This window comes from Thalassovita mediterranea (assembly GCA_019448215.1).
Lineage (GTDB): Bacteria > Pseudomonadota > Alphaproteobacteria > Caulobacterales > Hyphomonadaceae > Henriciella.
Window position 1 is genome coordinate 800,931 of sequence record CP080408.1, and the last position, 12,172, is coordinate 813,102.

General features: G+C 61.3%; 14 protein-coding genes and 1 tRNA gene. 6 read left to right on the plus strand and 9 right to left on the minus strand.

The features are described 5' to 3' along the window. Positions 1-6 precede the first annotated feature (6 nt). Complete coding sequence (locus KUV46_03795; GenBank protein QYJ01526.1) at positions 7-780, plus strand: septation protein IspZ; 774 nt, start codon at positions 7-9, stop codon at positions 778-780. On the opposite strand, the gene KUV46_03800 is transcribed toward KUV46_03795, so the two are convergent. Then, the gene (locus KUV46_03800; GenBank protein QYJ02341.1) at positions 770-1,306 is read right to left on the minus strand and encodes an NUDIX hydrolase; all 537 of its coding nucleotides are present in this window, start codon (positions 1,304-1,306) and stop codon (positions 770-772) included. The genes KUV46_03795 and KUV46_03800 overlap by 11 nt on opposite strands. A 112-nt stretch (positions 1,307-1,418) precedes the next feature. Here KUV46_03800 and KUV46_03805 point away from each other — a divergent pair, with 112 nt between their 5' ends. Continuing rightward, entirely contained in the window at positions 1,419-2,018 is a 600-nt protein-coding gene (locus KUV46_03805; protein QYJ01527.1) for a MarR family transcriptional regulator, read from the plus strand. A 7-nt stretch (positions 2,019-2,025) separates the two neighbouring features. Here the strand turns inward: KUV46_03805 and KUV46_03810 are convergent, their stop codons facing one another. The 5 genes from KUV46_03810 to ccmA are packed head-to-tail and all read right to left on the minus strand — an operon-like array spanning position 2,026 to position 4,712. After that, complete coding sequence (locus KUV46_03810; protein QYJ01528.1) at positions 2,026-2,547, minus strand: redoxin domain-containing protein; 522 nt, start codon at positions 2,545-2,547, stop codon at positions 2,026-2,028. Continuing rightward, on the minus strand, positions 2,547-2,702 hold the full coding sequence (locus tag KUV46_03815) for a heme exporter protein CcmD (GenBank protein ID QYJ01529.1): 156 nt from the start codon (positions 2,700-2,702) through the stop codon (positions 2,547-2,549). The genes KUV46_03810 and KUV46_03815 overlap by 1 nt, the downstream gene beginning before the upstream one ends. A 3-nt stretch (positions 2,703-2,705) precedes the next feature. After that, positions 2,706-3,437, minus strand: a complete 732-nt coding sequence (ccmC, locus tag KUV46_03820) for a heme ABC transporter permease CcmC (GenBank protein ID QYJ01530.1) — start codon at positions 3,435-3,437, stop codon at positions 2,706-2,708. A 22-nt stretch (positions 3,438-3,459) separates the two neighbouring features. Beyond that, positions 3,460-4,122: a heme exporter protein CcmB gene (locus tag KUV46_03825; GenBank protein ID QYJ01531.1), complete on the minus strand. Its 663-nt coding sequence runs from the start codon at positions 4,120-4,122 to the stop codon at positions 3,460-3,462. After that, positions 4,119-4,712: a heme ABC exporter ATP-binding protein CcmA gene (ccmA, locus tag KUV46_03830; protein QYJ01532.1), complete on the minus strand. Its 594-nt coding sequence runs from the start codon at positions 4,710-4,712 to the stop codon at positions 4,119-4,121. The genes KUV46_03825 and ccmA overlap by 4 nt, the downstream gene beginning before the upstream one ends. Before the next feature lie 117 nt (positions 4,713-4,829). Here ccmA and acnA point away from each other — a divergent pair, with 117 nt between their 5' ends. Continuing rightward, positions 4,830-7,598: an aconitate hydratase AcnA gene (acnA, locus tag KUV46_03835; protein QYJ01533.1), complete on the plus strand. Its 2,769-nt coding sequence runs from the start codon at positions 4,830-4,832 to the stop codon at positions 7,596-7,598. Positions 7,599-7,713: 115 nt separating this feature from the next. After that, a complete protein-coding gene (locus tag KUV46_03840; protein QYJ01534.1) occupies positions 7,714-8,388 on the plus strand; it encodes a DUF1223 domain-containing protein in 675 nt (224 codons plus the stop codon). Positions 8,389-8,414: 26 nt separating this feature from the next. Here the strand turns inward: KUV46_03840 and phaR are convergent, their stop codons facing one another. Continuing rightward, entirely contained in the window at positions 8,415-9,029 is a 615-nt protein-coding gene (gene phaR, locus KUV46_03845; GenBank protein QYJ01535.1) for a polyhydroxyalkanoate synthesis repressor PhaR, read from the minus strand. 174 nt (positions 9,030-9,203) lie between these two features. Here phaR and phbB point away from each other — a divergent pair, with 174 nt between their 5' ends. Next, positions 9,204-9,929, plus strand: coding sequence for an acetoacetyl-CoA reductase (gene phbB / locus KUV46_03850; protein ID QYJ01536.1), 726 nt, complete (start codon positions 9,204-9,206; stop codon positions 9,927-9,929). Here phbB and KUV46_03855 read toward each other — a convergent pair. Beyond that, positions 9,926-10,705 (minus strand): thermonuclease family protein, encoded by a 780-nt coding sequence (locus KUV46_03855; protein ID QYJ01537.1) that lies wholly within the window; start codon positions 10,703-10,705, stop codon positions 9,926-9,928. The genes phbB and KUV46_03855 overlap by 4 nt on opposite strands. A gap of 49 nt (positions 10,706-10,754) precedes the next feature. On the opposite strand from KUV46_03855, the gene KUV46_03860 reads away from it, so the two are divergent. Continuing rightward, positions 10,755-10,831 (plus strand) — tRNA-Arg (locus tag KUV46_03860). Positions 10,832-10,874: 43 nt separating this feature from the next. Here KUV46_03860 and KUV46_03865 read toward each other — a convergent pair. Continuing rightward, a complete protein-coding gene (locus KUV46_03865) occupies positions 10,875-12,152 on the minus strand; it encodes an aminotransferase class V-fold PLP-dependent enzyme (GenBank protein ID QYJ01538.1) in 1,278 nt (425 codons plus the stop codon). Positions 12,153-12,172 lie beyond the last annotated feature (20 nt).

Consider the following 12,172-nt stretch of genomic DNA (forward strand, 5'->3'; position numbering starts at 1 on the left):
GGCTTCATGACAGACAAAAGCTCCGACCTGGACACTGCCGCCAACAAAGCCAACCAGATCTGGGGTGAACTGCTGCCCGTGATCGCTTTTGTGGCGGTCTACAATCTGATCCGGCTGCTCGGCATCGACGTCGAGACCTCGATCGGCGGCGTCAATATGGCCATCAATTCCGATACGGCGCTCTATTGGGCGACCGGCGTGCTGATCGTCCTCACCGTCGGTTTTATCGCCCGCAGGCTGATGACCGGCGGGCGCGTGCCGCTCTTTACGCTGCTCAGCGCAGGGATCGTCGGCTCCTTCGGCATCATCGGCATCGTTCTGCAGGACAAGGGCTTCATCTATGCAAAGCCGACCATCCAGCAGCTGATCCTAGCCGCCTTCATCTTCGGCTCGCTCGCTTTCGGCACGAATATCTGGAAAGTGATGTTTAAGACGGTGTTCGACCTGCCAGACCATGCCTGGACGCAGCTTGCGATCCGCTGGGGCGGTTATTTTGTCTTCATGGCGGCCGCCAATGAGTTTGTCTGGCGCTATTTCGTGCCGCCACTGGAAGAGCCGCTCTATATTGCAGGCCTGCTCTGGGCCCCGGCGGGGGAGTATGACTTCCTCGGCATCACATTCGGCGCGCGCAATTTCGAGGATGCCTGGGCCACCTGGTGGAAGCTTGGCACCTGGGTCATCACGCTGGCCTTCGGCGCGGCAAATGTGCCCTATACGATGAAGCATCTTCGCGACAGTGATGACGACACCGCCAAGGGCGAAAGCGAAGCTAGCGCGTAACCTTGTCGGTATTCGGCGGGTTGCCGTAAGGCACGAAGTCCGCCTTGCCACGGGTCTCAGCATAATGCGTCAGCGCCCAGACGACCGTCGGGAAAGCAAGCTCTGACCAAGGAATATCCTTCCAGTCGAAGAGCTGCACATCAATGCTTTCCGGCCCCGCTTTGAAGTCTGACACGAGACGCGCGCGGAACATGACCTGGACCTGCCCGATGCGCGGAATGGAATAGGTCGCCAGCATACGGTCGATATCGATGGTCGCGCAGGCTTCCTCGCGGGCCTCTCGCTGCGCGGCCTCCTCAACGGTTTCGCCAAGCTCCATATATCCGGCTGGCAGCGTCCAGAAGCCTTTGCGCGGTTCGATCGCGCGCTTGCAGAGCAGGATCTGGTCGCCCTTGGTCACGACTGAGCCCGCCACGATGCGCGGATTGCGGTAATCGACGAAGCCGCAGGTCTGGCAGATCCGGCGTTCGCGGTCATCGCCGTCAGGAACGCCAAGCTCAAAATTCTCGCTCACTGTCTGTGTCATCAGCCTGTTATTGTGTTGGTTTATTGCGGATTCACATTGATCCGCACACGGTTTGTTTCCAGATACTGTCTAAGAACAGGCTGGATAAAGTGAAAAGCAAGGATAGATCGACATGGCTGACCAACAAGACGCGCAGGGCTTCGATCTGTCCACATCGCCGAGCCATCTGCTGCACCGCGCCCAGCAGGCCGCCGTCAATCTTTCGACCGAAGCGCTGGCAGCACAGGGGCTGACCCTTCGCCAATTTGCCGTCCTCGCCGCGCTCGCGAGCGAAGAAGGCCAGAGCCAGTCCAGCCTTGTCGACCGCACAGGTATTGACCGCTCCACGCTGGCCGAGATGGTCCGCCGGATGGAGGCTTCGGGCTATATCGAGCGCACCACCTCGCCAGAGGATGCCCGCGCCAAGGCGGTCTCTCTCCTTGCCAAGGGACGCGAAGTCTACGAGGCGGCGCTACCGGGCGTAGAAGCGGCTGATAAAGAATTGCTCGCCATGATCCGTTCCAACCGCCGCGCCGGCTTCATCCTGTCGCTTGCGGCCATTGGCGCACCGGAAGAAGAGCCGGAGATCGAGGAAGCCGAGACCGAAGACGCTGCCGACGCTGGCGCGGACACGTCCAAGAAGAGCAAGCCGAAGAAGTCCAAGAAGGACAAAGCGGCCAAGGCGGAAAAATCAAAGTCCGACAAGAAGAAGAAAAAGAAAAAGAAGAAGTAGCCCCGGCCTAGCCGCCAAGCGCTTCTGCGACCTGCTGGCTACGCTCGACGTCCAGCGGACCGCGCACATGCAGGATGATCTGCCCATCTTCGCTGATCACGAAGGTCTCAGGCACGCCGGTCAGGCCAAAGTCGAGACCGCCCTGCCCTGACGGGTCGACGCCGATCTGCTCGAACGGGTTTCCAAGCTCTTCCAGGAAAGCGCGCGTTGCTTCGGGTGCATCCTTGTAGGCAAGGCCGTAGACCTGCCCGGGAAACTGTTCAGCGAGCGAAGTGATATCGCCATGCTCAGCCCGGCAGGGCGCGCACCAGCTGGCAAACAGGTTCACCATGACCGGACCATCGCCCGGCGGCGTGGCGAAGCTGATCTCCTGCTCTGGCGCATCCAGCAACGTGAAGGCGCGCTCAGGGGCGCTGCGGTCAGCCTTGGCGACAAAGCTCTCATCATCCGGCTGCATCAGCTGGTAGGCGCCAAGCACGCCCAGCCCGAGCAGGAGCGCAACTGGGATGACGAGAAGCCAGCGTTTCATCAGCCCTGCTCCCGTTCGGCCTGCAGACGGTCCAGACGGCGCTTGGCGATCCGCGCGCGGATGAGCGCATAGACAAACAGCCCCACCGGCACGACCGCGCCGATCGCGTAGATGGTCCAGATAAAGGCGGCATTCTGTTCAAAGACTGGAAGCATGGATCAGGACCCCGACAGCTTGCGCGCGATGAGAACATCGCCGCGGCGGCTCCAGACCTCTGCGCGCATCAACATCATGGTGAGGCCTGCAAAGAAGATCATGTGCGCCAGCCCGCCAATCAGGAGCGGTGTCAGATAGACAGGCGGCATGGCCGGTCCGTCGAGGCGCAACACGCTCGCATCCTGATGGATGGAGGACCAGATATCGACCGAGAACTTGATGAGCGGCACGTTGACGGCGCCGACCATGGCGAGGATTGCGCCGGCGCGCGCTGCCTTCTGGCGCGTCTCCATGGCTGCACGTAGCGCCATATATCCAAGGAACAGGAAGAACATCACCAGCACCGACATCATGCGGGCATCATCCCAGAGCCACCATGTGCCCCAGGTCGGCTTGCCCCAGATGGAGCCTGTTGCAAGGCACATTGCCGTATAGGCCGCGCCGAGCGGGGCGATGGATTTGGCCGCCATGTCGGCGAGCTCATGCCGCCAGACGAACCAGATGAGGCTGGTTGCGGCGAGGCCCATATAGCTTGCCATGGCGAGCCAGGCAGACGGGACATGGACGAACATGGCGCGCATGATGTCGCCGCCCTGATAGTCATCTTGCGGCACGACCCAGAGGCCCTGCCAGACGCTCCACACCATCAGCAGCGCGCCAACACCCAGGCAGGCAGGCGCAAGCCAGCGCGAAAGCGCCATGAAACGATGCGGATTGGCAAAAGCCCTGATCATGGCTCCCCCTGATAAAGGTCTCTCAATCGACCGCCAAGCGCAGCGCCGCAGATGCGGCGAAAGGTGCAATCGAGAGCGCAAATAGCGTCGTGGCGCCAAGGAAAAGCAGGCTCGGCCCGCCCGGCCCCTCGATTGTCGCAAGCGCCCCGAAGATCGCGGTCGGCACGAAGAGCGGCAGTGCGAGCAGCGAAATAAGAAGCCCGCCGCGCGCCACGCTTGCGGCGAGGGCCCCGGCAACACCGCCCCATAGGAAGAAGGCCAGACCGCCAAGCCCATAGGCCAGCATGGCAGGCACAAGCGCGCCCGGGTCGACCTGAAGCGCGATGCCGATGGGCGGGGTCAACAGGACAAGCGGCAGACCGGAGACGAGCCAATGCGCGACGATCTTTGCTGCGGCGACGAGGAAGAGCGGCGTCTCTTCCTGCGCCCAGAGTTCCAGCACGCCGTCTTCAAGGTCGGCCTGAAAAACCCGCTCCATCGAAACAAGAGAGGCAAGCGCAAGCGCAACCCAGAGAATGCCTGTGCCGATAGATGAGAGCTGGCTCGCCTCGCTGCCTACCGTGAACGGCACCAGCATGGCCGCGCCAGCAAAGAAGCCGATTGGGAGCAGCACGCCTGCGCCGCCCGCCCAGGCCTCACCAAGCGCCTGACGAAAAGCGGCTCGAAGGGGAGATGGGCTTTTCATAGCTGCACTTCGCCGCTCGCCTGAAACGGCGCTTCGCCGTGCAGCGCTGCGATCACGGCGCCGCCAGAGGCGCGGTGCTTGTCGATGAGACCGGTAACGAGCGTCTTGCCTTGAGTATCCAGTGCAGAGAAAGGCTCATCCAGCAGCCAGAGCGGGCGATCTGCCAGCAGCAGGCGTGCAATTGCGGTGCGGCGCTTCTGCCCGGCTGAAAGAAGACGGCCCGCCACATCGAAGGGTCGCTCAATCCCCATCTGGCCCGCAATCTCTTTTGTATCTGCGCTGCTGCCCCACACCCGGCCCCAGTGCGACAGGTGCGCGCGCGGCGTTTCATGCGGCTTCAGCCCGTTGCGATGGCCGATCCAGTGATGGCGGACCGGGCGCTCCACCGTCCCCGCATCCGGGCGCGACACGCCGCCCAGCATACGAAGAAGGGTCGATTTCCCCGCCCCATTTGCCCCGCGCAGCACCAGCGCCTCACCGGCTTTCACCTCAAGCGAAAGGTCCGAGAAAAGGACGCGTTCACCCCGGATTGCGCCGAGGCTAGCTGCCCTGATGAGAAACTCAGGCGTCATGGCTGCGTTTTCTGCCAAGAAGTCTCATCCCCGTGCAATTGCGTATGCCGCACATCGACTATATGAGACAGGCAAACCAGCGCAGCGCACCGGCGCGCGCCCACCGGACACATGCAAGAAGAGGTCACTCCCACGATGCCATCCCTCGACAGTTTTAATTCACGCCGCACACTCGATGTCGACGGCAAGTCATACGTCTACTACTCGCTTTCCGCCGCTGGCGAAAACGGTCTGGGCGATGTGTCACGCCTTCCTGCCTCGCTCAAGGTGCTGCTGGAAAACATGCTGCGCAACGAAGATGGCAAGACGGTCACCAAAGCCGACATCCTCGCCTTCAAGGAATGGCTCGAGACCAAAGGCGACATGAGCCACGAGATCGCCTATCGCCCGGCCCGCGTCCTGATGCAGGACTTCACCGGCGTTCCGGCTGTTGTTGACCTTGCTGCCATGCGCGACGCGGCCGAAAAGCTCGGCGCCGATGCAGAGGCCATCAACCCGCTCGTTCCTGTCGATCTCGTCATCGACCACTCGGTCATGGTCGACTTCTTCGCCGGTCCGGACAGCTTCGAGAAGAACGTGAAGGTCGAGTATGAGCGCAATTTGGAGCGTTATGAGTTCCTGCGCTGGGGCTCCAAGGCCTTCCGCAATTTCCGCGTTGTCCCGCCGGGCACCGGCATCTGTCACCAGGTGAACCTCGAATATCTTGGCCAGACCGTCTGGACCAAGGAAGAAGACGGCGAGACGGTTGCCTATTTCGACACCTGCGTCGGTACCGACTCCCACACCACCATGATCAACGGCCTCGCCGTTCTCGGCTGGGGCGTTGGCGGTATCGAAGCTGAAGCAGCGATGCTCGGCCAGCCGGTGTCCATGCTGATCCCGGAAGTCGTCGGCTTTAAGCTGACCGGCAAGCTCGCAGAGGGCGCAACTGCGACCGACCTCGTGCTCACCGTCACCCAGATGCTGCGCAAGCACGGCGTCGTCGGCAAGTTCGTCGAATTCTACGGCCCGGGCCTCGCAAACCTGACCCTCGAAGACGAAGCCACCATCTCCAACATGGCGCCAGAATATGGCGCGACGTGCGGCTTCTTCCCGGTCGACGAAGAGACGATCCAGTACCTCTCTGACACGGGCCGTGACCCGGAACGCGTGAAGCTGGTCGAAGCCTATGCAAAGGCACAAGGCTACTGGCGCCCGGAACAGAAAGACCCTGTCTATACCTCCACGCTCGAGCTTGATCTTGGCAGCGTCGTTCCATCGCTCGCTGGTCCAAAGCGTCCGCAGGACCGCGTTCTGCTGACCGAGGCCGACAATGCCTTCCGTGACGCTCTCAGCGAGATCCGCGGCGGCAAGAAGGACCCTGACACGACGCCAAGATCGGAAGGCGAATCCCGTTTCGTCGATGAGGGCGCACAGAACGTCTACACCGACCCCGAGGCCTATGGCGTCTCCATGCACGCGGTCGAAGGCACGGACTTCCACATCCACGACGGCTCTGTCGTCATCGCAGCCATCACGTCCTGTACCAACACCTCAAACCCGTCGGTCATGCTGGCCGCTGGCCTTCTGGCCCGCAACGCGCTTGAGAAGGGCCTTGGCCGCAAGCCTTGGGTGAAGACCTCTCTCGCACCGGGCTCCAAGGTGGTGACCGACTATCTTGAGCGCGCAGGCCTGCAGGACGACCTCGATGCGATGGGCTTCAACCTCGTTGGCTATGGCTGCACGACGTGTATCGGTAACTCCGGTCCGCTGCCGCCAGCCATCTCCAAGGCTGTGAACGAGAACGACCTCGTTGTCGGCTCCGTCCTCTCGGGCAACCGCAACTTTGAAGGCCGTATCAGCCAGGACGTGCGCGCGAACTATCTCGCTTCGCCGCCACTGGTTGTTGCCTATGCGATCGCTGGCTCCCTGCACGTGAACCTCACCAAGGATCCGCTCGGCAAGGACAAGGACGGCAATGACGTCTATCTCAAGGACATCTGGCCATCCTCGAAAGAGATCGCCGAAGTCATGCGTGAAGCTGTGACGCCTGAGATGTTCTCTGAGCGCTATGGCAACGTGTTCGAAGGTGACGAGCACTGGCAGAACATCTCTGTCACCGGTTCGAAGACCTATTCCTGGCCGGAATCGACCTATGTGCAGAACCCGCCATACTTTGACGGCATGACGGTCGATCTCGACAAGGCAGAGGACGTCAAGGATGCCCGCATCCTCGGCCTCTTCGCTGACTCCATCACCACCGACCACATCTCGCCGGCTGGCGCGATCAAGCCGTCCAGCCCGGCTGGCCGCTACCTGCAGGAGCACGGTGTGGAAGTCACTGACTTCAACTCCTACGGCTCTCGCCGCGGTAACCACGAAGTCATGATGCGCGGCACCTTTGCCAATATCCGCATCAAGAACCAGATGGTTCCGGGTGTCGAAGGCGGCGTGACGATCCATCATCCGTCTGGCGAGCAGATGGCCATCTACGATGCCGCCATGAAGTACCAGAAAGACGGCAAGCAACTCGTCGTCTTCGCTGGCAAGGAATACGGCACCGGCTCTTCGCGTGACTGGGCGGCGAAGGGCACGATCCTTCTCGGCGTTCAGGCTGTTGTCGCAGAGAGCTTCGAGCGTATTCACCGCTCCAACCTCATCGGCATGGGCGTGCTCCCACTGCAGTTCAAGGACGGTCAGTCCTGGCAGGCGCTGGGTCTTGATGGCTCTGAGGAAGTCAGCATTTCGGGCATCAGCGACATCAGCCCGCGTCAGGACATCGACGTCACCATCAAGAAGGCAGACGGCTCCACCCAGACCGTCTCCACGCTGGTGCGCATCGATACCGAGAACGAGCTCGACTACTACCGCAATGGCGGCATCCTGCACTATGTGCTGCGTAATCTCGCCCGCGAAGCTGCGTAAACGCGTGTAGAAAGCAAGTAAAAACAAGGTGCCGCTCTTTGGAAGAAGGGCGGCACCTTCATTTCACGCCTTAGTGAATTCAATTTCATCCCGTCTGGCGGTAAGTGCGCTTTCCATGAGACCGATCAACAAGATTTTCGCCGTTCCGGCCCTGATCTTCAGCTGCAGCGCAGGCGCGGCATCCGCCGAGACGCCGGTGCTGGTGGAACTGTTTGCCTCAAATAATTGTCAGGTCTGCCCGCAAGCCTATGACACGCTTCGCGAGATCGAGAGCGAGCGCGGCGACGATGTTCTCATCCTGACCTGGGCGGTCGATTATTGGGACTATCTTGGAGAGCCTGACCCGTTGGCGCTTCCAGCGGCCGCTGCACGTCAGACCGCCTATGCAGAGCGCTTTGGCCTGCGCGGGCCCTACACCCCGCAATCGGTCTACAATGGCGAAAAGGAATGCCCGGCGACGCGCAAGGCGACAGTCGAGGCAAACATCGACAGCCAGAAATCGGTCAACACGCCCTATGAGATCGAGATCAGGGCGATTTCCGAAAACCGCTTCACGCTGAGCGGAAGCGTGCCTTCGCCTGCGCAAGTCCAGCTTGTCGAATATGCGCGCGATGAGGCGCGGGGCGGCGACATGGTCAATCCGGTGATCGAAGCACGCTCACTTGGTCTCTGGTCTGGTGGAAGCGTCACCTACGCCTATACATGCGAAAGCAACTGCGCGCTGATTGTACAGGCGCGCGATTTCGGGCATGTCTATGCAGCGCAGGCGCTGGATGAGAGCGCGGGTTAGGCCCGCGCCCCTAAAACAGACCTATCTCAGGATTTCGACGACAGTGAATCGAGCTGCTTCTGCATCAGCTCCATCTGCGCCTTGAGCGCGGACATGGCGTCGTCGCGGGCCTCGGACGTTTCCTGCTTGCTTGCGCTGGACCGCGGAGCCTTCTCAGCCTCGCTCTGACGCGGGCCAGCCGCTGCGCCCGCAGCGCCCGGCACGGCGAACATCTTCATCGCCTGCTCGAACATCTCCATGTTGCGGCGGGTCTGGGTCTCGAAGAAGGCCATCGGATGGGCACCGCCCATCGCTTTTTTCCAGCGCTCCTGGCTCTCGGCAAAGCTGTTCATGCTCATGTCCAGCCAGGCTGGCAGCATGTTTTGTGCACCGCCCCCATAGAAGCCGATCAGCTGGCGCAGGAAGGAGAGTGGCAGGGCGCCGTCGCCCTTGTTCTCTTTCTCGAAAATGATCTGGGTCAGGACCGAACGGGTGAGGTCTTCGCCCGATTTTGCGTCGCGGACTTCGAAGTCTACTTCGCGCCGCACAAGATCTGCGAGGTGATCGAGCGTCACATAGGATGAGGTTGATGTGTCATAGAGACGCCGGTTGGCGTACTTCTTGATGATGACTGTTTCACCAGTCCCGTTTGCCTTGGTCATTTCATGCCCTTCAATTCGCCCTCGGGAGCGATTCTTATCGTGATTTCAGCCTAGGATGGCATGAAATAGCGAGACTTTCAAAATCATACGTCCGGCTTATACAGGGCCCAGCTTACAACAAGTTGAGCAGACGCAACAAAATTTTTTGCTGCGCAACACGCCTGGAGGAGAGATATGGCAAAAGTCGCACTGGTTACCGGTGGCACGAGGGGGATTGGACGCGCGATCAGCGAGCGGTTGAAAGCCGACGGCTTCGCAGTCGCAGCAAACTTTGCTGGCAATGAGGAAGCTGCCCGCCAATGCGAGGCAGACCTCGGCATCAAATGCTACAAGTTCGACGTCGCAAGCTTTGAGAGCACGCAAGAAGGCCTCAAGCAGATCGAGAGCGAACTTGGACCTGTCGATGTTGTCGTCAACAATGCGGGCATCACGCGCGATGCGCCGTTCCACAAGATGACGCTCGAGCAGTGGAATGAGGTCATCAGCGTTGACCTGACCTCTGCCTTCAACGTGACCCGTCAGGTCTGGGACGGCATGCGTGAGCGCAATTGGGGCCGCATCATCAACATCTCGTCGATCAACGGCCAGAAGGGTCAGTTCGGTCAGGCGAACTATTCAGCTGCCAAGGCGGGCCTGATCGGCTTCACCAAGGCGCTGGCACAGGAAGGCGCCAAGAAGGGCATCACCGTAAACGTGGTCGCCCCTGGCTATATCGACACGGACATGGTCCGCGCTGTGCCGGAGAAGGTGCTGGAAAGCATCATCGGCACCATCCCGGTTGGCCGTCTCGGCAAGGCAGAGGAGATCGCATCCATGTGTTCTTACCTCTCCAAGGATGAAGCCGCCTTCATCACTGGCGCCACCATGACAGTGAACGGCGCGCAGTACATCGCTGGCTAGTCTGCCGAAGACTGGCTCTCGAAATGGAGCGGGTGGACGAGATCAAGGCGTCCACCCGACACCCAGCCCCGAAACTCCCCCACTGTTCCAGCTGGCAGGTCGCAAAGGCGTTCAGCGCCCCTTGCGATGTCGATGACCAGTGCGCGGCCCATTGTTGAGCGGGCGCAAGCCGGCGGGTCGCCATAGGTCTCTGCGGGGATCGGGGCCTCGCCGCCAAGCTCTGTCAGAACAATGAGAAAGCCGCGTGTTTCTGCATCTATCGCGGAGGCCCGCAAAGGCAGGTAGGCCGCCTCGTCCCACAAGCCTGCACGCGCGCTACGCGCGGCACGTTCGGCCTCCACCAGCGCTTCACTGCCTGCTGACGTGTCCGGATAGATTCGAAGGCGCGCGCCGCCCCGGCGCAGCATCTCCTCATTCACCCAGAAATCCGGCCCTTTGGCATCAGTGGTTTCGACATGTGCCAGCGCCCGGTCATAGCGGTCCCGCGTCAGGCCAGGATAATAGAGGCGGACCTCACGCCCCATGACCATGTCCTCGAGCATGCGCGAGGCCTTTTCTGCGAAGGGGTCCGGGTCGTTATCACGCCAGTTCATCGCCGGGGCTTCGAGACCGACAAGGCGGACGCTCTGGCCGGTATCGAGGACGAGTGCATCGCCGTCGATGATGCGCACCACGCGGCCGCGCTCGCCGGGCTCCATCTCAGATAGCGGGCCCGCCTTGCCGCAGGCCGTGACCATGATGAGGGCAAATGCCCACGCCGCCAGTCCTTTCCGCATCGCCACCCCTTCTAACCCATCCAAAAACGCGTTATCGCCGATCGTGCGCGTCCTCGTAGCTCAGCAGGATAGAGCAACAGATTCCTAATCTGTAGGTCACAGGTTCGAATCCTGTCGGGGACGCCAATTTATCGCGCGAAATCTGAGGTATTTGCTACGTCGAGCTGCCTTAAGTGACGGCAGCGCGTTCGCGGTATTCTTCCTTGTCCCAGCTCTCGGTCTCCAGGATTTCCGCCAGCGCATCCATTGCGTCCCAGACGTCGATGAAGCGCAGGAAGAGCGGCGAGAGGCCGAAGCGGATCGTGTCGGGCGCGCGGAAATCAGCGAGAATATTTCGGGCCGCGAGCGCGCGGACAATCTCGTGCGCATGTGGGTGGCTGAAGCTGACATGGCCGCCGCGATCCTTGCCCTGGATCGGCGAGCCGACCGTCAGGCCGATGTCGCGCGCCCGTGTGGTCACAAGATCACCCAACACCCGCGCCTTGGCAGCCACGAGCGAAATATCCAGCGCTTCGAATGCTTCCAGCGCGCCCGAAAGCGCCGCAAGGGACAGGATGGGTGGGGTACCATTGGCAAAGCGGGTAATGTCGCCAGCCGGGGTGTATTCCGGGTCGAAAGTGAAGGGGCTCGCATGCCCCATCCAGCCCGGCATCGGGCTTTCGAGTTTCTCGATCAGGTCTTTTTCGACATAGAGGAATGACGGCGCACCCGGCCCACCATTGAGGTATTTATAGGTGCAACCCGTGCCGAGCTTGGCGCCGGCCTTGTTGAGCGCGACCTCAATGACGCCTGTCGCGTGGCTAAGGTCCCAGATGATGAGACCGCCCACTTTACTCGCCAGCTTCTCCTCAGCGGCCATGTCGCGGCGCTCGGCATTGCGGTAGTTCACGAGGCTGCGGATCAGGATGCCGCCCGTTTCCTGCATTGCCGCGATGCCCGTGCCCGCCTCGACCCGCCGGAAATCCGCGCCCTGAAGCGTCGACAGGGCTTCGGTGATGTACTGGTCGGTCGGAAACTCGTCTTCCTCGATGATGAGGGTGGTGGATGCTGAGAGGCCCGCCGAAAGCGCCGCCGAGGCAAGCTTGAAGATATTCGCCGAAACGCTGTCAGCGATCATGACTTCCTGCTGGCGTGCACCGACAAGGCGCGCGAGCTGCGCACCTGTCGTCTTGGCCAGGGTGAACCAGCCTGCGCTATTCCATGAGCGCACCAGCCCCCGGCGCCAGTCATACTTGGCTGACTGGTTGAGCGCATCGAGCGCATTGTGCGTGGCCGGGCCGAGCGAATGACCGACGAGATAGATGAGGCCGCCCTCCAGGTCGAAAGCCTCGCGCGCATGGGCGAGGATATCGTGCCGGTCGATGGCAATGGCGCTATCGCGGCTGGAGGGGCAATTATAGATCATCAGCTCATTAACCCTTATGGGCGCATTCGGTTCTCTTGCCATTGCGCGGCTTGGCGGGCAGA

What these genes read in the sequence shown, in the direction of transcription:
- KUV46_03840 (QYJ01534.1), top strand. Translation starts at nt 7,714, where the DNA reads ATGAGACCGATCAACAAGATTTTCGCCGTTCCGGCCCTGATCTTCAGC.
- KUV46_03865 (QYJ01538.1), bottom strand. Translation starts at nt 12,152, where the DNA reads ATGGCAAGAGAACCGAATGCGCCCATAAGGGTTAATGAGCTGATGATC.
- KUV46_03825 (QYJ01531.1), bottom strand. Translation starts at nt 4,122, where the DNA reads ATGAAAAGCCCATCTCCCCTTCGAGCCGCTTTTCGTCAGGCGCTTGGT.
- KUV46_03810 (QYJ01528.1), bottom strand. Translation starts at nt 2,547, where the DNA reads ATGAAACGCTGGCTTCTCGTCATCCCAGTTGCGCTCCTGCTCGGGCTG.
- KUV46_03855 (QYJ01537.1), bottom strand. Translation starts at nt 10,705, where the DNA reads ATGCGGAAAGGACTGGCGGCGTGGGCATTTGCCCTCATCATGGTCACG.
- KUV46_03800 (QYJ02341.1), bottom strand. Translation starts at nt 1,306, where the DNA reads ATGACACAGACAGTGAGCGAGAATTTTGAGCTTGGCGTTCCTGACGGC.
- ccmC (QYJ01530.1), bottom strand. Translation starts at nt 3,437, where the DNA reads ATGATCAGGGCTTTTGCCAATCCGCATCGTTTCATGGCGCTTTCGCGC.
- KUV46_03805 (QYJ01527.1), top strand. Translation starts at nt 1,419, where the DNA reads ATGGCTGACCAACAAGACGCGCAGGGCTTCGATCTGTCCACATCGCCG.
- phaR (QYJ01535.1), bottom strand. Translation starts at nt 9,029, where the DNA reads ATGACCAAGGCAAACGGGACTGGTGAAACAGTCATCATCAAGAAGTAC.
- phbB (QYJ01536.1), top strand. Translation starts at nt 9,204, where the DNA reads ATGGCAAAAGTCGCACTGGTTACCGGTGGCACGAGGGGGATTGGACGC.
- KUV46_03795 (QYJ01526.1), top strand. Translation starts at nt 7, where the DNA reads ATGACAGACAAAAGCTCCGACCTGGACACTGCCGCCAACAAAGCCAAC.
- KUV46_03815 (QYJ01529.1), bottom strand. Translation starts at nt 2,702, where the DNA reads ATGCTTCCAGTCTTTGAACAGAATGCCGCCTTTATCTGGACCATCTAC.
- acnA (QYJ01533.1), top strand. Translation starts at nt 4,830, where the DNA reads ATGCCATCCCTCGACAGTTTTAATTCACGCCGCACACTCGATGTCGAC.